At 52.0% G+C, this 20,620-nt stretch carries 17 protein-coding genes and 1 riboswitch; all 17 genes read left to right on the top strand.

The window, feature by feature from the left end:
• The 17 genes from ABJU74_RS14925 (at position 1) to gcvH (ending at position 20,616) form a co-directional block, all read left to right on the top strand.
• Positions 1 to 1,479, top strand: a complete 1,479-nt coding sequence (locus ABJU74_RS14925; RefSeq protein ID WP_348385367.1) for a UDP-N-acetylmuramoyl-L-alanyl-D-glutamate--2,6-diaminopimelate ligase — start codon at positions 1 to 3, stop codon at positions 1,477 to 1,479.
• The gene (gene murF, locus ABJU74_RS14920) at positions 1,476 to 2,897 is read left to right on the top strand and encodes a UDP-N-acetylmuramoyl-tripeptide--D-alanyl-D-alanine ligase (RefSeq protein WP_348385368.1); all 1,422 of its coding nucleotides are present in this window, start codon (positions 1,476 to 1,478) and stop codon (positions 2,895 to 2,897) included. The genes ABJU74_RS14925 and murF overlap by 4 nt, the downstream gene beginning before the upstream one ends.
• Entirely contained in the window at positions 2,897 to 3,967 is a 1,071-nt protein-coding gene (gene mraY, locus ABJU74_RS14915) for a phospho-N-acetylmuramoyl-pentapeptide-transferase (protein WP_348385369.1), read from the top strand. The genes murF and mraY overlap by 1 nt, the downstream gene beginning before the upstream one ends.
• Positions 3,964 to 5,298, top strand: a complete 1,335-nt coding sequence (gene murD, locus ABJU74_RS14910) for a UDP-N-acetylmuramoyl-L-alanine--D-glutamate ligase (RefSeq protein ID WP_348385370.1) — start codon at positions 3,964 to 3,966, stop codon at positions 5,296 to 5,298. The genes mraY and murD overlap by 4 nt, the downstream gene beginning before the upstream one ends.
• Complete coding sequence (locus ABJU74_RS14905) at positions 5,295 to 6,548, top strand: putative peptidoglycan glycosyltransferase FtsW (RefSeq protein ID WP_348385371.1); 1,254 nt, start codon at positions 5,295 to 5,297, stop codon at positions 6,546 to 6,548. Before murD ends, ABJU74_RS14905 begins: the two co-directional genes overlap by 4 nt.
• Positions 6,545 to 7,729 carry an undecaprenyldiphospho-muramoylpentapeptide beta-N-acetylglucosaminyltransferase gene (murG, locus tag ABJU74_RS14900; protein ID WP_348385372.1) on the top strand — a complete coding sequence of 395 codons (1,185 nt, stop codon included), beginning with the start codon at positions 6,545 to 6,547 and terminating at the stop codon, positions 7,727 to 7,729. Before ABJU74_RS14905 ends, murG begins: the two co-directional genes overlap by 4 nt.
• On the top strand, positions 7,726 to 9,132 hold the full coding sequence (murC, locus tag ABJU74_RS14895; RefSeq protein WP_348385373.1) for a UDP-N-acetylmuramate--L-alanine ligase: 1,407 nt from the start codon (positions 7,726 to 7,728) through the stop codon (positions 9,130 to 9,132). The genes murG and murC overlap by 4 nt, the downstream gene beginning before the upstream one ends.
• Positions 9,129 to 10,046, top strand: coding sequence for a UDP-N-acetylmuramate dehydrogenase (gene murB / locus ABJU74_RS14890; protein WP_348385374.1), 918 nt, complete (start codon positions 9,129 to 9,131; stop codon positions 10,044 to 10,046). Before murC ends, murB begins: the two co-directional genes overlap by 4 nt.
• Positions 10,043 to 10,963: a D-alanine--D-alanine ligase gene (locus tag ABJU74_RS14885; protein WP_348385375.1), complete on the top strand. Its 921-nt coding sequence runs from the start codon at positions 10,043 to 10,045 to the stop codon at positions 10,961 to 10,963. The genes murB and ABJU74_RS14885 overlap by 4 nt, the downstream gene beginning before the upstream one ends.
• Complete coding sequence (locus tag ABJU74_RS14880; protein WP_348385376.1) at positions 10,960 to 11,847, top strand: cell division protein FtsQ/DivIB; 888 nt, start codon at positions 10,960 to 10,962, stop codon at positions 11,845 to 11,847. The genes ABJU74_RS14885 and ABJU74_RS14880 overlap by 4 nt, the downstream gene beginning before the upstream one ends.
• 60 nt (positions 11,848 to 11,907) lie before the next feature.
• A complete protein-coding gene (ftsA, locus tag ABJU74_RS14875) occupies positions 11,908 to 13,167 on the top strand; it encodes a cell division protein FtsA (RefSeq protein WP_348385377.1) in 1,260 nt (419 codons plus the stop codon).
• 104 nt (positions 13,168 to 13,271) lie between these two features.
• Entirely contained in the window at positions 13,272 to 14,819 is a 1,548-nt protein-coding gene (gene ftsZ, locus ABJU74_RS14870; RefSeq protein WP_348385378.1) for a cell division protein FtsZ, read from the top strand.
• Between the two features lie 135 nt (positions 14,820 to 14,954).
• On the top strand, positions 14,955 to 16,805 hold the full coding sequence (locus tag ABJU74_RS14865) for an SPOR domain-containing protein (RefSeq protein ID WP_348385379.1): 1,851 nt from the start codon (positions 14,955 to 14,957) through the stop codon (positions 16,803 to 16,805).
• 16 nt (positions 16,806 to 16,821) lie between these two features.
• Entirely contained in the window at positions 16,822 to 17,976 is a 1,155-nt protein-coding gene (locus ABJU74_RS14860) for a deoxyguanosinetriphosphate triphosphohydrolase (RefSeq protein ID WP_348385380.1), read from the top strand.
• A gap of 4 nt (positions 17,977 to 17,980) precedes the next feature.
• Positions 17,981 to 18,652: an NAD(P)H-binding protein gene (locus ABJU74_RS14855; RefSeq protein WP_348385381.1), complete on the top strand. Its 672-nt coding sequence runs from the start codon at positions 17,981 to 17,983 to the stop codon at positions 18,650 to 18,652.
• A 122-nt stretch (positions 18,653 to 18,774) separates the two neighbouring features.
• Positions 18,775 to 18,870: riboswitch (glycine riboswitch) on the top strand.
• Positions 18,871 to 19,069: 199 nt separating this feature from the next.
• A complete protein-coding gene (gcvT, locus tag ABJU74_RS14850) occupies positions 19,070 to 20,215 on the top strand; it encodes a glycine cleavage system aminomethyltransferase GcvT (protein WP_348385382.1) in 1,146 nt (381 codons plus the stop codon).
• Positions 20,216 to 20,244: 29 nt separating this feature from the next.
• A complete protein-coding gene (gcvH, locus tag ABJU74_RS14845) occupies positions 20,245 to 20,616 on the top strand; it encodes a glycine cleavage system protein GcvH (protein WP_348385383.1) in 372 nt (123 codons plus the stop codon).
• Positions 20,617 to 20,620: the final 4 nt, after the last annotated feature.

Raw genomic sequence — 20,620 nt, 5'->3', positions numbered from 1 at the left:
ATGAAACTATGTGCTCTCATTGCCGGCTTAAACGATGCGGCTTTAGAAAGCGAAGGGGGCGAGGCTCATGTCACGGGCTTTGCCATTGATCATCGCAAAATCGCACCTGGCAATATTTTCGGAGCGTTTCAAGGCGCCCGTTTCAATGGTGAAGACTATATTGAAGCGGCGATCGCGGCAGGTGCTATTGCCGTGGTCGCTCGCGCGGAAGCTGAAGTCGAAGGCGCTGTGCATCTGGTTGATGATGAACCGCGCCGCCTATTTGCGCTGATGGCGGCCCGTTATTTCACACCCACGCCGCAATATGTTGCCGCGGTCACGGGAACCAATGGCAAAACGTCAACAGCTGAAATGACTCGCCAATTATGGCGGATGGCCGGATTGAACAGCGCATCTATTGGCACATTGGGTGTGACAACTGCTGATGAGCAAGTCAAAACCGGCCTCACAACGCCTGATATTGTGACGTTCTTGTCGAATATGTCTGGATTGGCACGGGAAGGCGTTAGCCACGCAATTTTTGAAGCATCAAGCCATGGCTTGTCTCAATATCGCACCGAAGGTCTGCCTGTGCAGGTCGGCATATTCACAAATTTGAGCCGGGATCATCTCGACTATCATGGTGATATGGATAGCTATTTTGAAGCCAAAATGCGCCTGTTTGATGAAGTTGTGGATGCTGCGGGTACAGCTATTGTTTGGGCTGATGATGAATGGTCTGCACCGGTGATTAAACGGGCGATGGACCGCGGTCTCAATTTGTCGACAGTTGGCGAACAAGGCACTTTTCTTCGCCTTCTATCGCGGACGCCAACACAGCTCGGCCAAGTTCTCATGGTTAAAGCGCAAGGCAATACCCATCGGATTTCACTGCCGTTAATTGGCGCTTATCAGGCGGCGAATATATTATGCGCAGCAGGCGCAGTGCTGGCCACGGGAGGTCAGGTTGAAGATGTATTTGATCATCTGCAAAGGGTGCAGCCGGTACGCGGACGTTTGGAGCGTGCCGTCATTACAGCCAACGGCGCGCCGGCCTATGTTGATTATGCCCACACACCTGATGGTTTGCGCGCTGCGATCGACGCACTTCGTCCGCATGTCAAAGGCAAACTCATAACGATTTTTGGAGCGGGCGGCGATAGAGATAAAGGCAAGCGCGCGGAAATGGGTAAAGTCGCGGCAAAGCTTTCGGATATTGCGATCGTTACCGATGATAATCCACGTGGAGAAGAGCCGGCCGCCATTCGCGCTGATATATTGTCAGGCGCTCCAACAGCATTGGAAGTCGGCGATCGCCGGGCTGCAATCACCCATGCGATTTCGCTTGCCGCAGCGGAAGATATTATCCTGCTTGCTGGTAAGGGCCATGAACAAGGCCAAATTATTGGTGATCGCATCATCCCATTTGATGATGTGGAAGTGGCACGAGAATGCGCAAGAGAAGCGAGTACAGCGCCGCAATCGGAATCGGCCGCATGAGCAAATTATGGACATCAAAGGCCATTGCTGAAGCCGTAGGCGGTGAAGCAAGTGCGGACTTCAACATCAGCGGCGTCGCATTTGACTCGCGCGAAATCGGATCGGGTGATTTGTTTTTTGCGCTCAAGGGCGAGCAAAGCGATGGACATCTTTATGTCGATTCAATTTACGGGGCGGGCGGGGCAGGCGCTGTCGTCAGCCAACCTGTCGACGGACCGCATATCTTGGTTGCGGATACGACCAAAGCGCTAAATGATTTGGCCATTGCATCGCGCGCGCGCAGCCAATGCAAAGCAATTGGGGTTACCGGTTCGGTTGGTAAAACTGGAACCAAAGAAGCGTTGTTCGCAGCCTTGAGCCGATCGCCTTCCCACACGGCCCATCGCTCGGTGAAAAGCTATAATAATCATGTGGGGGTCCCGCTCAGCCTGTCGCGAATGCCCGCAGATACGCAATTTGGCATTTTCGAAATGGGTATGAACCACCCTGGTGAATTGGCGCAATTGACTCGATTGGTGCGTCCCGATGTAGCGATTGTCACAGCAATCGCACCGGCACATATTGGCCATTTCTCGGGTGTGGACGCGATTGCCGATGCCAAGGCTGAAATTTTTCAAGGTCTGACGGCTGAAGGAACGGCCATAATTCCTTATGATAGCCCCCACCGGGATCGGCTCAGCAAAGCGGCGCACCGCTATACCAAGAAAGTCATAACTTTTGGCACTGGTGTTGAAGCGGATGTCCGTGCGGTTGATATTGTGCCCGCGCAAGGCGGCGGATCGCTGGTCACCGCGCGGTTTCGTGACGATGGGACCGGCGAGCGCAGTTTATGCTTCACCATTGCAGAGCCAGGAGAACATTGGGTGTCCAATGCGCTGGCCATATTGACCGCTGTTCGGGCGGTCGATGGCGATTTGGCGGCGGCAGGCTTGGCCCTTGCAGAACTTTCTGGGCTCGATGGGCGCGGCAAACGCCACCGGCTAGAATTGAAGAATGGCGGTCAACTGCTGCTTATTGATGAAAGCTACAACGCCAATCCGGTTTCGATGAAAGCAACCTTGCGGCAATTGGCCAGCGAAAATTGTCGGGGTGCGAAACATGTTTTGCTAGGGGCCATGGGCGAACTGGGGGATCAAGCCCAAGCCTATCATGAGGCTTTGGTCGAAGATATAGTTTTGTCGGGTGCGCAAACCATAATCTTGGTTGGTGATGAAATGACTTACACGTCAGCCCAACTGGAAAAACTAGCTCCGGAAAGCCTTGATGCTAAGCCGGAAATATTTCATGTCGCGGGCTCTTCGGAAGCCTTGGCTCTGGTCGCGGAAAAAGTGAGCGATGACGATATGCTTTTAATCAAGGGGTCAAATTATTTGGGGCTTGGCAAGGTCGTATCGGCTTTGGTGAGTGGGGAGTATTAATGTTTTATCTATTGGCACAATGGCTCGAATTTGAAGGCATATTCAATGTCTTTCGATATTTGAGTTTTCGTTCGGGCGCCGCCATCGCGACGGCGCTATTCATCGGTATGTTGATCGGGCCAAAATTCATCAACATGCTGCGTATGCGACAAGGCAAAGGACAGCCGATCCGCGAAGATGGGCCAATCACGCATCTCAAAAAAGCCGGTACGCCAACCATGGGCGGGCTGATGATATTGATTTCCTTGGTGATTTCCGTGCTGCTCTGGATGGATCTTTCCAATATATTCGTTTGGGTCTGTATTTTTGTAACACTGGGGTTTGGCGCAATCGGGTTTATGGATGACTATGATAAAGTCAGCAAAGCCAGTCACAAAGGCGTATCCGGGAAGGTCCGGCTGGCCATGGAATTTGTCGTCGCCGGATTTGCAACTTGGATCATTGTGCAGCAGGTTGGAACCAACTTATATGTGCCATTTTTCAATGATGTGGAAGTCAACTTGGGTTGGTTTTATCTGCCCTTTGCCATGTTTGTCATCGTCGGTTCCGGTAATGCCGTCAACCTGACTGACGGGCTTGATGGATTGGCGACAATGCCTGTGGTTATCGCAAGCGCAACATTCCTTATTCTGGTCTATTTGTCCGGTAATGCCGTATTTTCAAAATATCTCGGTATTCCGTTTGTCCCAGGTGCTGGTGAGTTGGCTATATTCTGTGCGGGTATTATTGGCGCGTGTCTTGCCTTTTTGTGGTTTAACGCGCCCCCAGCGGCGGTGTTCATGGGCGATACGGGCAGCTTGGCTTTAGGCGGCGCATTGGGCGCAATCGCAGTGTCTATTCACCATGAAATCGTTTTGGCTATTGTCGGAGGGCTTTTCGTACTCGAGGCTGTCTCGGTCATTGTCCAAGTTTTCTTCTTCAAGCGCACGGGAAAACGGGTTTTCCGAATGGCGCCCATTCATCACCATTTTGAACAGCTAGGCTGGTCGGAATCTACGGTTGTGATCCGTTTTTGGATCATCAGCCTGGTTCTTGCCCTGGCCGGATTGGCGACACTCAAGCTCAGATGATCCGTTCTTCCGCCTTTGCCAATAAAAGTTATGCCATTTTGGGTTTGGCGCGCTCTGGCATGGCTACGCTTGACGCACTGCACGCCAGCGGTGCGCGGATCCTCGCATGGGATGCAAGGGAAGATTTGCGCCAGAAGGCAAGCGAGAAGGCAATTATTGCTGATCCTCTGGAAGTGGATTTAAGCGACTATGATGCGGTTGTGGTTTCACCGGGCGTTCCGCTCAACACCCATCCAATTCGCGACAAAGCGAGTGATGACGGGGTTCCGATTATCGGCGATATTGAATTATTCGCACAAGCGCGCCGGTCTTTGCCGCCGCACCGGGTTGTCGGCATTACCGGTACTAACGGAAAATCGACAACCACAGCGTTGATTCACCACATCATTCAAAGCGCTGCGTTGCCGACGCATATGGGCGGGAATATTGGATTGCCAATCTTGTCTCAAAGCCCTTTGCCAGCCGGCGGTGTCTATGTGCTCGAGCTATCCAGCTATCAAATTGATCTCACCTATAGTCTGGATTGTGACATTTCCGTATTGTTGAACATCTCACCCGATCATCTGGATCGCTATGATAGTTTCAACGCCTATGCCGCGTCAAAAGCTCGGCTTTTTGATATGACATCAGCCGAGCATAAGGCGATTATTTCCGGAACGGATGAAAAGTCGCAACTGATTATTGGCTATTTGCGCGAAGAAGGCCGGATCGATGATATTGTTGATCTCAGTGGTGCAACTGCTGCGGGTCAAGAAAATTGGCCGTCTTTACAAGGACCGCATAATCTTGAAAATGCCATTACCGCAGCCTGTGTGGCAGAGAAACTGGGCATATCGCAAAAACAGATTAGTGCTGCCATCGAAAGTTTTCGCGGATTGGCTCATCGGATGGAACGGGTTGCGGAACAAGATGGTGTGCTATTCATCAATGATAGCAAGGCGACCAATCCCGCTTCAACCGGACCGGCTTTGGGCGCTTATCCAAAAATTCACTGGATTGTTGGTGGTTTGCCCAAAAGTGATGATCTTAAAGAATGCGAAGCCTTTTTTGGCAATGTTGTTCAGGCTTATACCATTGGTGACGCAGGGCCGATGTTCGGTAACCTGTTGGAACCACATATGTCGGTCGACCCCTGCGAGATGATGTTAACCGCGGTCCAGCATGCCGCAGCTAATGCTCAGCCCGGTGAGGTTGTTCTATTGTCGCCCGCTTGCGCTTCTTTTGATCAGTTTAAAGATTTTGAAGCACGGGGAGAGTGTTTTCGCTGTGCGGTGAACAGCGTCATCGAAAATAATTTAGTCGGAACAGCAACTGGGGGCTCAGTATCATGACCGATGGAACCACATCACCTCAGGCGTCACCGGGCAATGCGTTGCCGGAAATTGCCGCGGGATTGAAAAAGAAACGGTTTCAACTGGAATCGCGATTGGGACGCAGTGACCGATCACCGCTCGCTATCTGGTTTTGGGAATTGGACCGGGTGTTGTTGGCGTTGATGATGACGCTCGTGGCTATTGGATTAATTGCCGTCGCCGCGGCTTCTCCGGTTTCGGCTTTGAAACACAGCACGGCGACCATTACACTTGATCCTCTCTATTTTTTCTATCGCCAGCTTGGTTGGGTGATTGTCGGCATCCCGATCATGCTCATCGTTTCGATGCTCCCTAAAGAGCAAGCGCGGCGTTTTGCGATCTTGGCCGCAATTGCTGCATTTGCCTTGTTATTTCTGGTTCCAATTTTCGGAAAAACGGTCAATGGCGCACAACGTTGGATTGGCTATGGATTTGCAACGGTCCAGCCCGGTGAATTTTTAAAGCCTTTTTATGCCGTATCATTGGCCTGGCTGTTATCCTTGCGAGTCAAGGATCCATCGCTTCCTGTCATCTCGCTGTCCTTTGTGCTGACCGGCGTGGTTGCGCTGCTACTGATGATGCAGCCCAATCTCGGGCAGACCCTGATATTTTGCGGTATTTGGTTTGTTTTGATGATGATTTCCGGCTTGTCTGCGCGGTTGATTGCAGCAATGGGCGCAATTGGTGTTGGCGGAATAGTAGCGGCTTATTTCTTTTATCCGGTTGCAACACAGCGGATCAACACATGGCTATTTGGCGGCGATGAGTTTGATCAAGTGATGCTTGCGCATAAAGCACTGACAGGTGGTGGTTTGCTTGGTACTGGCCCGGGATTGGGTACGGCAAAGTTCAAGCTGCCGGAAGCGCATACGGACTACATCTTTTCGGTTATTGGTGAAGAATTTGGATTGCTCGCCTGTGTCGCGATTGCGCTTGTTTATCTCGCGATTATCGTCCGGGTCTTTTTGCGATTACTGGATGAAGAGGATAATTTTATCATTTTGGCAGTGGCAGGTCTGACGGCCCAATTCGGTGGGCAGGCATTGATCAATATGGCCGTCAATCTGCAACTTTTTCCGTCGAAAGGGATGACATTGCCGTTTATCAGCTATGGCGGATCATCAACCTTGGCTTTATCGCTTGGCGTCGGACTCCTGCTGGCCTTTACGCGTAGAAACCCCTATTTAGATCGCTCCCTTTATGTCACGAATGGAATGGTGGCCAAATGAGCTTTTCTAAACATTATGTTCTCGCAGCCGGAGGCACGGGCGGCCATATGATCCCCGCTTATGCGCTCGGGGCTGAGCTGGTTCAACGGGGCCATCGGGTTGCTTTGATAACCGATGAGCGCGGTGAGAAAATTCCTGGCATGGTCGATGATGGGCAGGTCCATGTCCTGCCGGCAGGACGGATTACAAAAGATCCTCGCGGTTGGCTGTTTGGCGCTCGCGCCATCTTGAAGGGCCGCAAGATGGCGATGCAGTTGTACGAAACTTTTGAGCCTTCAGCCGTGATTGGCTTTGGGGGCTATCCAGCTTTTCCTGCATTGCTTGCTGCAAACCGGAAAAATATCCCGACTATCGTTCATGAGCAAAATGCGGTCTTGGGCAGAGTGAACCGATTGGCTGCGCGATCGGTAAATGCCATTGCGACTTCCTATCCCGACATTTTGAAGCTGAAACCCAAATATGAAGAAAAAGTTCATCTTGTGGGCAATCCGGTTCGCGAAGAAGTTATCGCCTTGCGGGAGGAGCCTTATCCTCCGCTCAGCGAAGAAGGTGTTTTTCGGGTATTGGTCACCGGCGGGAGCCAAGGCGCAACGATATTGTCCGATGTTGTGCCTGATGGACTAGCACTATTGCCAATGCATTTACGCCGCCGATTGCAAGTCACCCAGCAATGCCGCGAACAAGATATTGAGCGCGTCCGCGAAAAATATGCCGAGCATGATATCCCAGCTGAACTGGCAACCTATTTGCCGGACTTGCCGCAACGGCTGGGATGGTCGCATCTTGTTATTGGGCGAGCAGGCGCTTCCACTATTGCTGAATTGACCACCGCTGGTCGTCCAGCCATTTTGATCCCATTGCCGATTGCGACAGACGATCATCAAACCCAAAATGTCCGTGAAATGGTGGCAGCAGGAGGCGCGCGCGCAATTGCTCAACCGCAATTCACCGCCAAAGAGTTGGCAAAGCAAATGCAAAAAATGGCTCTGGGACCGGATGCTCTAGAAAATGCTGCGCGCTTTGCCAAGCAATGCGGTCGGCCGGATGCGGTAAGCGATCTTGCAGATTTGGTCGAAAGTATTGGTACATCACCATTGTCCAAATCCTTGAAAGTGAAGTCAGATAAGCTGCAACTTAACTCTAACCCGCGCCCGGCGCTCGCGAAAGAAAATACCCAATGAAGGGTGTTGGCACCGATATTGGGACGATCCACTTCGTCGGTATTGGCGGTATCGGTATGTCCGGTATTGCCGAAGTGATGCACAATCTGGGCTATCAGGTTCAAGGGTCTGATATTGCCGACAGCTATATTGTCGAAGGCCTGCGCGCCAAGGGTATTAAAGTAATGATTGGCCAAAGCGGGGAGAATGTCGAAGGCACGGCCGTGGTGGTAACCTCCACGGCGGTTAAGCGCGGCAATCCCGAAGTAGAAAAAGCCCTGGAAGACAGAATTCCATTGGTCCGCCGCGCTGAAATGCTCGCCGAACTGATGCGGTTGAAAAGCACAATCGCCATTGCTGGAACCCATGGTAAAACCACCACAACATCAATGGTTGCTGCCATGCTGGATGCGGGCGGGATTGATCCGACCGTAATTAATGGCGGGATTATCAATAGCTATGGCTCCAACGCCAGGCTGGGTGACAGCGAATGGATGGTTGTCGAAGCCGACGAAAGCGACGGTAGTTTTCTCCGGCTCGATGGCACAATCGCGGTTGTTACCAATATCGATCCAGAGCATCTCGATCACTATGGCAGCTTTGATAAAATCAAAGATTGTTTTGTCGAATTTATCGAGAATGTTCCCTTTTATGGTGCCGCGATTTTATGTCTCGATCATCCAGAGGTGCAAGCGATATTGCCCCGGATTCGGGATCGACGCCTGATCACCTATGGCTTTTCAGCGCAGGCCGATGTCAAGGGTGTGAACGTGACTCCCATTGCTGGTGGCAATCGTTTTGATGTTGTTATTCGTGACCGCGACGGTGCGACGCGGACGATTGAAGGTATAGAATTGCCAATGCCCGGTCGGCATAATGTCCAAAATGCCATTGCAGCCGTTGCGGTTGGTCTCGAGATGGGCATGACCGATGCGCAAATTGCCGTAGGATTTGATCAATTTGGAGGCGTCAAACGACGTTTTACCAATGTGGGTGAAGTCGACGGTGTGGCGATCATTGACGATTACGGACATCACCCGGTTGAAATTCGCGCCGTGCTATCGGCGGCTCGCGAAGGTGCCGAAGGGCGTGTAATCGCTGTGGTTCAACCCCATCGCTTCACGCGCCTGCGCGACCATATGGAAGATTTTCAGCAAGCGTTTAACGATGCGGATATGGTATATGTAACGCCCGTCTTCGTTGCCGGAGAAGATCCGATTGAAGGCGTGGACAGTGAGGCGCTGGCCGCTGGTCTGAGAAAGCGTGGTCACCGGATTGCTGAAACGGTCGCAGATGAAGCGGATTTAACTGTCAGGCTCGCCGAAGTGGCGCAGGAAAAAGATATGATCGTCTGCCTGGGTGCTGGCGATATCACCAAATGGGCGGCGGGTCTGGCTGAAGGCATAAAGGCGGCGCGGTCATGACAGTGGCCACAGCTCTTCCCAATACGCGCGGCAAGTTGACCGCCGAAGCGCCGTTGGCACCGCTTGTTTGGTTCAAAAGTGGCGGCCCTGCAGAGTGGTTGTTCGCACCCAAGGATATCGAAGATTTGCAAGTTTTCTTGCGCGATCTTGATCCCGCTATTCCGGTTTGGCCTTTGGGGCTGGGATCGAACCTTATCATTCGAGATGGCGGAAAGCGCGGAGTGACGGTGCGGTTGGGCAAGGCCTTTGCTGGCATTGAAACGGTTGGCAAAGGACGATTTGGGATTGACGATGCGTTGATTTGTGGTGCCGGTGCGCCGGGTATTTCCGCAGCGAGCATGGCCCGCGATCACGGCATTGCAGGAATGGAATTTTTGCGCGGTATACCGGGAACAATTGGCGGCGCGGTGCGTATGAACGCCGGCGCTTATGGCCGCGAAATGTGCGACATATTGGAAAGCGCGGATGTGGTCTTGCGGACAGGAGAATGCAAAACCATTCCTTTAGCGGACATGGGATATAGCTATCGCCATTCCCAATTGCCGGAAGGCGCGATCGTTGTTAGTGCTAAGTTGCGCGGAACCGAGGGAGATCCTGAGATTATCGGCGCGGAAATGAAACGTATTGCAGATGAGCGCGAAGCCTCCCAACCGCTGCGCTCCAAAACCGGCGGCTCGACTTTCAAAAACCCCGAAGGGCACAAGGCCTGGCAATTGGTTGATGAAGCCGGCTGTCGCGGTCTTCAGGTCGGGCAAGCGCAGGTGTCAGAGAAACACTGCAACTTCCTGCTCAATCTGGGCGGTGCAACTTCGGCCGATATTGAAGCCCTCGGCGAACAAGTGAGACGGCGTGTGAAAGAGCATAGCGGCGTTGAACTACAATGGGAGATTCAACGCGTGGGGGACGAAGCATGAGTGACACACTCCACATTGCTGTTCTGATGGGTGGCTGGTCTGCCGAGCGCGAGGTTTCATTGATGAGCGGCAATGGCGTTGCTGATGCGCTTGAGAAAAATGGCCATAAGGTGACCCGCGTCGATATGGACCGCAATCTGGCTATGGTTTTGGATAGCGTAAAACCCGATGTTGTTTTCAATGCATTACATGGCTGCCCGGGCGAAGATGGCGCCGTGCAGGGCATGCTTGATTTGATGCAGATCCCGTACACGCATAGCGGATTGGTGACATCGGTCATCGCCATCGACAAGCAGCTGACAAAACAGCAACTGGTGCCAGCCGGTATTCCGATGCCGGAAGGCAAGATGGTTGAAAGCAAGGAAATTTTTGAAGCCGACCCATTGCCGCGACCCTATGTGCTGAAGCCTGTTAATGAAGGCTCGTCAGTCGGCGTGGCTATTGTTACCGATCAAGGCAATTACGGCAACCCGATTGGCCGTGATGTCACAGGGCCTTGGCAAGAATTTGATGCTTTGCTGGCAGAGCCATTTATCAAAGGGCGCGAACTGACGACTGCAGTTGTCGGCGGCAAAGCGCTATGTGTCACCGAATTGCGGACTAAGGCCGGTTTCTACGACTATGATGCGAAATATACTGAAGGTCTGACTGAACATATCTGTCCGGCTGATATTCCGGCTGATATTGAGAAACTCTGCCTGGACTATGCGCTGCGCGCGCATCAGGTTTTGGGTTGCAAGGGAACGTCGCGCACGGATTATCGTTGGGATGATGAATTGGGCGCGGAAGGCCTGTTCGTCCTGGAGACAAACACCCAACCAGGCATGACACCGCTTAGCCTTGTTCCTGAACAGGCCAAGCAATTGGGTATTAGCTATGAAGAACTGGTCGAAATGATCGTTAGAGAGGCATTATGACAACAGGATCGGTCAGAAGAACCAACAAAAAATCAAAAGGCAAGCCGCGCAAAACCAATAAGCGTAAAGTCCGCAAAGTATCGTTTTTTGATAAAATCTTAAGGGCGATGCCGGTCACAGAAGCGCAAATTCAAAAAGGCCTCACCTGGGGACTGGTCGGAGTTTTTGTCGTGGGTGCCTACAGCGTTGCGCATTATACTGGGATAAACGAACGGATTAGCAGCCAAATTGCCACCAGTGTTGGCGATGCTGGTTTTGAAGTGAAGCGTGTTGAAGTCACCGGGGTCAATCGGATTGACGAGCTCAAGGTTTACGAAATCACCCTTGCCCAAAAAGATCGTTCGATGATGCTGGTTGATATCGACCAAGTGCGCAATGATCTGATGGATAATGGCTGGATCAAAGATGCGCGCATATCGCGACGTTTGCCGGATACATTGGTCGTGGAAATCATCGAACGGGAGCCCGCGGCGGTTTGGCAGCGCAATGGCAAATTGTCTCTTATCGACAAGACCGGTTATCCGCTACAACAGATAGAAAGTGACGAAATTCCCGATCTGCCTGTGATTGTGGGCAAGAAGGCCAATGAACGCGTGCCTGAACTGACCAAATTACTCGACGTGGCACCGGCGCTGAGTCCGATGGTGACCGGCGCGACCTGGATCGGTAATCGGCGCTGGAATCTGGAATTTGACAGCGGCGAAACTTTGGCATTGCCAGAGGGGGAAAAAACGGCCGCAGCGGCCTTGTTGAACTTTGCCAGAATGGATGGCGTTAATCGCCTGCTTGGCCGCGGGGTTGTGCATTTTGATCTTAGGGATTCAGAGCGAGCCTATTTGCGTATGCCGCCAAAAGTAAAAGTTTCGGCTTCGCCGGAAAGTTAAATATAAGCTATCGATTGGGGGCACCATGACGCAGCGAAAAGGAAATAGAGGAACAGGCAAATGGTAGCACGGGTAGAAAAGATTTTTACCGCATTGGATATTGGGTCATCTAAAATCACAGCCATGATTGCTGGCCGAATGGACAATGGGGACATCACCGTGCTGGGCACCGGTCAGCGCGCCAGCAAGGGCGTAAAGCGCGGTTATATCGCCGATACCGAAAGAACCGAACTGGATGTGCGCGACGCGGTGGAACAAGCCGAGCGGATTGCCGGTACAAATATTGACGACGTCTGGGTCAGCTTTTCAGCAGGCGGATTGACCAGCATGTTGACCGCGGTGGAGACCGAACTGGGCGGGCATCGGATCGAACAAGATGACATTGATCATCTGTTGCAAGCGGGACGCAAGAGCATTGATCCGCAAGGAAAAATGGTTCTGCATGCGCAGCCTGCTCTTTATACGATTGATGGCTTGGCTGGTGTGAAAAAACCAAAGGGTCTGCACGCGGACCGGCTCGGCGTTGATATTCACGTTATTCTGGCCGACGCATCGCCGGTACGAAATATTGATATGAGTGTTCGTGGTGCTCATCTCAACGTGAAATCAATCATTGCTTCGCCTATTGCCGCCGGCACAGCTTGCCTTTCCAAAGAGGAACGCGAATTGGGTGTCGCCTTGGTCGAGTTGGGCGCAGAAGTGACCAATGTGTCGTTATTTGCCGGAGGAATGTTGGTTGGACTGGCGACGCTGCCTTATGGCGCTGCGGATATTACCGATGATATCGCCTCTTCTTTCGGTCTCCGCCGCGCGCAAGCTGAACGGATAAAATGTTTTCATGGTTCCGCCACAACCAGCCCGCGTGACAATCATGACGTGATCGATTTGCAGCTCGACGAAGTCGGGCCAGATGAAGAGGAAGAAGGCCGTATCACCAAGGCCCAGTTGATCGGTGTTATCCGTCAGCGTCTGGATCATCTCATCGGTGAAATCGGGCAAACCCTAAAAGAATTGGGTTTTACCGGCCCGGTAGGCCGGCAAGTCGTTTTAACCGGCGGCGGCGCTGAACTAAAAGGCATTGCCGATTACGCACAATCGGCATTGGGGCAAACAGTACGGATCGGGCGTCCGACTGGATTAACCGCGTTACCGGATGCGCATAGTGGTCCGGCATTTGCAGGCTTGGCTGGCCTCGCGCTTTATGCGGTGCAAGAACCTGTCGATCTCAGATCGCTTTCAGGCAGCCATCAAAACGTCCAGAAATATACCGGTCCTGCGGTAATTGGACGGCTAATGTCGGCAATCCGAGGGAATTTTTAAGAATTTACGAAAAAAATTAACTTTTGGGGTGATTCCAACATCAATTTTGTGCAAAGCGTTACCCAAATGTTACACATAGAGTTTATGTCTGGGGAGACAATAAAATGAGCATCAATATCGGCCCACCTGAAGTGGAAGAATTGAAACCACGCATCGCGGTTATCGGCGTTGGTGGTGCCGGCGGCAATGCTATTGCAAATATGATTGCAGCCAAAGTTGAGGGCGTCGATTTTATCGTCAGCAATACGGATGCGCAATCGTTGAATAGTTCTCCGGCAGAACAACGGATCCAACTTGGCCCGGACATTACCCAGGGATTGGGAGCAGGGTCTCGTCCTGAAGTTGGGCGCGCGGCGGCTGAAGAAACATTGGATCTCGTCGAAAAGGCGCTGGAAGGCGCTCATATGTGTTTCATCGCGGCCGGCATGGGTGGTGGTACCGGAACCGGTGCGGCTCCCGTTATTGCTAAAGCGGCAAGAGATAAAGGCATTCTAACAGTTGGCGTTGTGACCAAGCCGTTTACTTTTGAAGGCACACGGCGGATGAAATCGGCCAATGCCGGTATCGAAGAATTGCAAAAAAATGTCGATACGCTGATTATCATTCCAAACCAAAATCTGTTCCTCGTGGCCAATCCAAACACGACATTCAAAGAGGCATTTTTGCTTGCGGATGAAGTGCTTCAGCAGGGTGTGCGCGGTATTACCGACTTGATGGTTATGCCAGGTCTGATCAACCTTGATTTTGCCGATGTGCGTTCTGTTATGCACGAAATGGGCAAAGCGATGATGGGTACCGGTGAAGCAGAAGGCGATGGCCGTGCATTGGAAGCGGCTGAAAAAGCTATTGCCAATCCGCTGCTCGACGGCGTGTCGATGCAAGGAGCAAAAGGGGTTATTGTTTCCATTACCGGCGGCGAAGATATGCGCTTGATGGAGGTAGATGAAGCGGCCAATCATATTCGTGAATTGGTTGACCCTGATGCGAATATTATTTGGGGTAGCGCTTTTAACGAAAACCTTGATGGCCGTATCCGAGTATCTGTTGTGGCAACGGGCATCGACAGCGATGGGTCCGTGGCAGCGCCTGCGCCCAGTTCCTCTTTCGCGATGAGCAATCCTGCGCCTCCAGCGCCGTCTTTTGCCGCCAGCATCCCTGAAGATGTTGCGGAACCAGAAGAACCAGTATTGGATATGGCGGAAAGCTTGGAAGCGTCTGAAGCGGAAATGGTTGTTGAACCAGTAGCCGAACCAGAGCCCGAGCCCGAACCCGAGCCTGAGGCCGAACCAGAAATGCAGGAGGAAGTGGCTCCTGCACCAGCGGCAACTTATTCGGATGATGACGACTTGGCAGACGAAAGTGCCGCAGCGCCATCCTTTGCATCGCTGACCCCTGGCATGGTTGCGGATGACGAACTGGAAGAAGATGAATTGGTGCTCGGCGGTGACACGATGCAACCGGTTGAGGAAGAGGCACCAGCATCTGGTGAGTCTGCACCTCGCGTTGCCAGCGGCGGCGGCACCTTGTTTGAACGTATGTCCAATCTCACTCGCGGCGGAAATAAAGCGGAAGAGGAAGGGGATGAGGAAGAAGATGGCTCAGGAGATCCTCTCGATATTCCAAGGTTTTTAAATCGTCAAAATAACCAGTGAGGGTGATGCCATCGATCGGTTTCTTTTTCTAACTTTTGATCGGATTGCTGACCCTTGTCTTTCGGCAAGGGCAGTTGATCTTGCAAATTTTGAGAGATGGTTGATTTTGGACTGGCACTCACCATTGTTAGACCTGTGAAACACATCGTAAAATATATGATCCTGGGGAGTTTGCCGCTCACCGCTCTGTCTGCGCCTGTCGCTCCGGCCATGGCTCAAAATAATACGCAATCGGCCAATAGTAGCCTGCAAGATGCCTTGCGTCGTATTGCCAGAAATTCAAATGATTCAAGCGCACTCGCCGATGCGGGACTTGCCGCTTTGGATCTGGGTGACACACGCGCTGCTTTAGGTTTTCTTGCGCGGGCGAATGAAATTTACCCACGCAGCGGAAGGGTTAAAGTCGGCTTGGCACGGGCATTGTTACAGGAACAAAATCCGTTTGGAGCGATCCGATATTTTGATGAGGCCACTGCGAACGGGATTCCGGCCAAGGATATCGCGATTGATCGAGGGCTAGCTTACGATCTTATCGGCCGTAATGCCGATGCACAAAAAGACTATAAGCTCGCGCTTAGCAATGGCCAGAGTGACACGTTGTTGAAACGCTATGCCATATCGCTAGGGATTAGCGGTGATGTTGCCGGAGCGGAATCCCAGTTGGGACCGCTCTTGCAAAAAAGCGACCGCGATGCATGGCGCAACCGGGCCTTTATTCTGGCGATGAACGGCCAGGAAAAAGAAGCGAATAAAATTGCTCAACAGACGATGCGCAAGCAGATGGCCAAAGCCATTAAACCGTTTTTCGATCGAATGCCAAAATTGACTGCGGCGCAAAAGGCAGCCGCCGTTCATTTTGGCCATTTTCCGGCTAGCGAAAATATTGGTGTGGATGTCGCTTCCGTGCGTTTTGCTTCGCAAAATGCGGTACGCGGCGGAGATGGCGCGGATGCTGGGCTTATTCCGATTGGCGAACCATTGGGACAAGAAGCCGAAAAGCCCAAAATATTGGCAATGCCGGATACGTCTCCTCGGCGGCGGCCTGGAGCCAAAAAAAGCAAGAAAAAGAAAGTGGTACGCGTTGCTTCTCGGGCTGAATCGAACAGTAAAATGCCGCTTTCGATGCGCCGATTGCCGGTGCCAACGCGGGCCCGACCCTTGGTAAAACCAGCCGCAGCGAAACCTGCGGTCGAAGAGGCAGTCAAACCGTCGGACGGTTTAAAAACGACAGTTGTTGATGTGCCCAAACCGGGATTTGAAACCACGGTTGGGGGATCTGCAAAAGGTGGAGAGCAGCCAGTAAAACTTGCCTCAGCGCAGCCAACCACGGCTGCGAAACCGTTGGTCTCAGAAAAAGTGACCAGAAAAGTGCCTATCGGGAATGTGAAACCGGTGACGCCGCCGACCGAGAAACCAGAGCAAAAACCCGTTCAAAGGCCAGTCCAAAAACCAGCGCAGAAGCCGGTACAATTGGTGACTTTCGATCTTGCACAGGCCAATGGTGCCGCGCCGGCTTCGGCAGCGTCGTCGAACAATGTTGCGAATAATGATGCCAAGCGCCCGCTATCTGCAATAATTGGATCTATCGCGGTACCCGAAAAAGAACGCGAATTGTCGGTAGTCCCCGTCGACTTGGCCAAGATAACACCGGCAAAACCCAAGCCGATTGTGGCCAAAACGATCGAGAAGAAAGAAGTTAAACCCGAACCACCAAAGCATCCCAAACGCTATTGGGTGCAAATTGCGACCGGATCGGACTTGAAGGCCTTGAAATATGATTATGGCCGGATGTCGCGGAAAAATGTAGATTTATTCGCCGACACAAATGGCTGGACCTCTCCATGGGGGAAAACGCGCCGTTTGGTCGTTGGTCCGTTTACAGATTTTTCAACAGCAAAGAAATTTGAAGCCGGATTTCGTAAAGGCGGCGGTGATGGTTTCGCTTGGGTGAGTGCCAATGGCACCGAAGTGAATAAGTTGAATTGATGGTGATTGTCATCCGATGATCAACATGGCCCGCTATGCCAGCGATCCACGGGCTAGTCGTGGTCGCCTTCATGATGAAGGCCGGACCGAAATAGACAGCGGTATTCGCGGTCCGCGTGATGATTTTCAGCGCGATCGCGACCGTATCATTCATTCGATTTCCTTCCGTCGCTTGCGCCACAAGACGCAGGTTTTTGTGTCTCCCGATGGCGATCATTTTCGCGTGAGATTGACGCATAGCCTTGAAGTTGCGCAAATTGGACGGACCATTGCCAGAGCGTTGGGATTAAACGAAGATCTGACAGAAGCTTTGTGTCTGGCCCATGATATTGGCCATCCTCCCTTTGGTCATGCCGGAGAAGATGCGCTGGAAGAAGCGCTGGCGGATCATGGTGGTTTTGATCATAACGCGCAAACTATACGAACCCTGACTCAACTGGAACGACCTTATCCGCGATGGCAAGGTCTCAATCTAACATGGGAAATGTTGGAGGGGCTCGCGAAGCATAATGGACCAGTATCCAAGCCCACTTGGGCTTTGGACGAAGCCAATAGTCTCATGGATTTGGATCTGAACAGTTGGCCTTCTTTGGAGGCACAAATAGCGGCCGTTGCGGATGATATAGCGTATGACAATCATGATATTGATGATGGCATCAGGGCCGGACTTTTGAGCATCGATCAACTGGTGACGCTGCCCTTCATTGCCGAACGCTGGGAGGACATTTGTGATCGTTTCCCCGATATTGAACCAGACCGGCTGGTGTTTGAACTCATTCGGGATCAAATTGGTTTGATGGTCAATGATGTGATCGAAACCACGCAAAAACGGCTTTCCGAAAGCGGTGTCACCACCGCCGATGATGTCCGCGCTGCAGGAATGATGATCGGCGGTTTTTCGGAAACCATGGCGGTGAAAGAACGCGCTTTGAAGAAATTCATGTATGCCAATCTTTACAATCATCCAGAGCAATTGGAAGCCGCTGACAAAGCACGAATTGTTGTGGCTGATCTGGTCAAGGTCTATCGCGAGAAACCCAGTTTGATGCCGCAAGGTTGGGCTCATTCTCTTCCGTCTGCTGAACCTGAACGCATCCGGCATATTGCGGATTTTATGGCCGGAATGACAGATCGTTATGCTAGCAAATGTCATCACGCAATTTTTGGATGAAGCTATGGCAGATGCAATTTTAATCGTCGGTGCAACGGGCTTGATTGGAAGCTTGTTGGTGCGTCAATTGGTCAAAGATGGATGCGATGAAAAATTGCATCTTTTGGTGCGCAAGCCGTTGGCGGGCGAATTTGGTGCGGCCCACGTGCATATCGTGGCACCAGAAAAATGGCTTGATACCATTGCTGACATTCAAGCGCAGCGGGTTGTTTCGTGTCTCGGAAGCACCATGAAAAAGGCCGGATCGAAAGAGGCTTTTGCAGCCATTGATCGGGATTTGGTCGGTGCGGTTGGAAAAGCCGCCAAGGCCGCCGGTGCCGAGCAATTTGTGACGATTTCCTCGACAATGGCCAATGCGGAAGCTTCGGGTTTTTATCTGAAGGTAAAAGGACAAGCCGAACAGCTATTGCGCGCTGAAAATTTTGATAGATTAGATATTATCCGCCCCGGTTTGCTGAAAGGCGAACGGACGAATGATGTCCGATTGGGAGAAAGTCTTGCCATTATTGCGAGCCCGCTAATGGACAAGTTGCTGCGCGGATCTTTGCGTAAATATCGTTCGATCGCGGGCGAAGAAGTGGCAATGGCCGTCGCCGCCTTGCTGAAGACAGAGGTTGCAGGTGCGTATATTCATGAAAATGATGCGATTTGGGCGCTGGCCAAGTCGGGCCGTTAAAGAGCAGTTTGTTCGTTTTATCTCGTAAATTTGTCGCACTGCACCATCGAATCATTGACTCCCGCAACCGGGTCGGTCACGCTTTCATCTGCTTTTGATCATAGCCTTAGAGGTGCAGATCTCGAAGCTGTGCGGGAGAGTGCCAGTCTCGCAATCAACTGGCCGCCGAAGGAGCAACCGCCCCGGAAACTCTCAGGCCGAAGGACCGCATAAGTTTCATAAGCACTCTGGAAAGCGCTCATCACAGCGAAAGCTATGGAGGGCCACCGAAGGGGTAAATTCCCGTCGCAATGCACAAACGGACTTGTCCGTCTAAGCCATAGCGAAGGCGGATGAAACTCTCAGGTTCCGTGACAGAGGGGGCAGTTTTGCAGGCTTTTTCTGCAAGCTGTACTCTGGCGACTAACGGAATTTTTGATGAGCGATGATAAAACCGAAAATCTGAAAAAACTTCCACTGGATGGATGGCATAGGACGCAAGGTGGCCGGATGGTGCCCTTTGCCGGCTATGAAATGCCGGTCCAATATGAAGGTGTTATGGCGGAACATCTTTGGACTCGCGAAAATGCCGGACTGTTTGATGTCAGTCATATGGGGCAGCTTCAGCTTGTTGGTGAGGGCGCAGCAGAGGCGCTCGAGGCGATTGTCCCGGGCAATATATCGGCATTGGCGGTCGGTAAAATCCGCTACACGCTTTTGCTCGCGCAAGATGGCGGAATATTGGACGATCTGATGGTGACCAATACTGGCCGTAATCTCTATCTGGTGGTCAATGGTGCGACAAAGCATGATGATATCGCCTATTTTGAGGCGCAATTGCCGTCCGGTGTTACTTTAAGCCATTTGGAAGATCAGGCGCTGTTGGCCTTACAGGGACCGAAAGCCAATGAAGCTCTTTCAAAGCTGAACATTAGTCCGATGCAACCCGAGTGGCCTTTACCGACAGATCTATACTTCATGGAAGCCGGACCTTTCCTGTGGGGAGATGTCCCCTTGGGGATTAGCCGTTCCGGTTATACTGGCGAAGACGGTTTCGAGATCAGCGTTTCTGCAGAGCATGCAGAGAAATTGGCCGCGGCTTTATGTGCACTGGAAGAGGTTAAACCGATTGGCTTGGGAGCCCGGGACAGCTTGCGACTAGAAGCAGGATTGCCGCTCTATGGGCATGATATGAATGCAGATATTCTTCCGGTGGAAGCTAATTTGAATTTTGCTTTATCGAAAGCGCGGCGGGAGGAAGGAAGTTTCGCCGGCGCTGCGCGCGTGCTTGCTCAATATCCTGCACAAGCTGAGAAAAAGCGAATTGGTCTTTTGATCAACGGTCGGCAACCCATTCGCGAGGGCGCGCAGGTGGTTGACACGGATGGGCAAAATATTGGCGCGGTGACCAGCGGTGGTTTTTCTCCAACGCTGCAAAAGCCAATAGCGATGGCATATGTGCCGATGAACAAGGCCGAAACAGGGACTGAGATCCTCGTCGAACAACGGGGGAAACAAATAATATGCACCGTCGTAGATATGCCCTTTGTACCGCATAACTATCACCGCAAACCAAAATTATAGAAGATTTGAAGAGGGAAAAGGACGAGACTATGAGCCGATATTATACCGATGAGCATGAATGGGTGGACGTGGAAGGCGAAACCGCGACCGTTGGCATAACCGACTACGCGCAAGAGCAATTGGGCGATATCGTGTTTGTGGAAACCCCGGAAACTGGGGCGGAATTGTCTCAGGGCGACGATGCGGCCGTCGTCGAGTCAGTGAAAGCAGCATCAGACGTATATGCGGCTGTTTCGGGCACGGTTGTGGAGGTGAATGATGCTCTCGAAGACGAACCTGCACTGGTCAATAGCTCCGCTGAAGAAGATGGATGGTTCTTTCGTGTCACCTTGTCAGACAAGGCCGAATTGGACGATCTGATGGATGAAAAAGCCTATAAAGCGTTCGTCGACGGACTTTAAGAAA

It is taken from the genome of Parasphingorhabdus sp. (assembly GCF_039982415.1).
Taxonomy (GTDB): domain Bacteria; phylum Pseudomonadota; class Alphaproteobacteria; order Sphingomonadales; family Sphingomonadaceae; genus Parasphingorhabdus.
This window is presented reverse-complemented; position numbering and strand designations above follow the sequence as displayed.

Bases quoted from the DNA above. Each gene is read 5' to 3' on its own strand.
- ABJU74_RS14925 (WP_348385367.1), top strand. From the start codon at position 1: ATGAAACTATGTGCTCTCATTGCCGGCTTAAACGATGCGGCTTTAGAA.
- murF (WP_348385368.1), top strand. From the start codon at position 1,476: ATGAGCAAATTATGGACATCAAAGGCCATTGCTGAAGCCGTAGGCGGT.
- mraY (WP_348385369.1), top strand. From the start codon at position 2,897: ATGTTTTATCTATTGGCACAATGGCTCGAATTTGAAGGCATATTCAAT.
- murD (WP_348385370.1), top strand. From the start codon at position 3,964: ATGATCCGTTCTTCCGCCTTTGCCAATAAAAGTTATGCCATTTTGGGT.
- ABJU74_RS14905 (WP_348385371.1), top strand. From the start codon at position 5,295: ATGACCGATGGAACCACATCACCTCAGGCGTCACCGGGCAATGCGTTG.
- murG (WP_348385372.1), top strand. From the start codon at position 6,545: ATGAGCTTTTCTAAACATTATGTTCTCGCAGCCGGAGGCACGGGCGGC.
- murC (WP_348385373.1), top strand. From the start codon at position 7,726: ATGAAGGGTGTTGGCACCGATATTGGGACGATCCACTTCGTCGGTATT.
- murB (WP_348385374.1), top strand. From the start codon at position 9,129: ATGACAGTGGCCACAGCTCTTCCCAATACGCGCGGCAAGTTGACCGCC.
- ABJU74_RS14885 (WP_348385375.1), top strand. From the start codon at position 10,043: ATGAGTGACACACTCCACATTGCTGTTCTGATGGGTGGCTGGTCTGCC.
- ABJU74_RS14880 (WP_348385376.1), top strand. From the start codon at position 10,960: ATGACAACAGGATCGGTCAGAAGAACCAACAAAAAATCAAAAGGCAAG.
- ftsA (WP_348385377.1), top strand. From the start codon at position 11,908: ATGGTAGCACGGGTAGAAAAGATTTTTACCGCATTGGATATTGGGTCA.
- ftsZ (WP_348385378.1), top strand. From the start codon at position 13,272: ATGAGCATCAATATCGGCCCACCTGAAGTGGAAGAATTGAAACCACGC.
- ABJU74_RS14860 (WP_348385380.1), top strand. From the start codon at position 16,822: ATGATCAACATGGCCCGCTATGCCAGCGATCCACGGGCTAGTCGTGGT.
- ABJU74_RS14855 (WP_348385381.1), top strand. From the start codon at position 17,981: ATGGCAGATGCAATTTTAATCGTCGGTGCAACGGGCTTGATTGGAAGC.
- gcvT (WP_348385382.1), top strand. From the start codon at position 19,070: ATGAGCGATGATAAAACCGAAAATCTGAAAAAACTTCCACTGGATGGA.
- gcvH (WP_348385383.1), top strand. From the start codon at position 20,245: ATGAGCCGATATTATACCGATGAGCATGAATGGGTGGACGTGGAAGGC.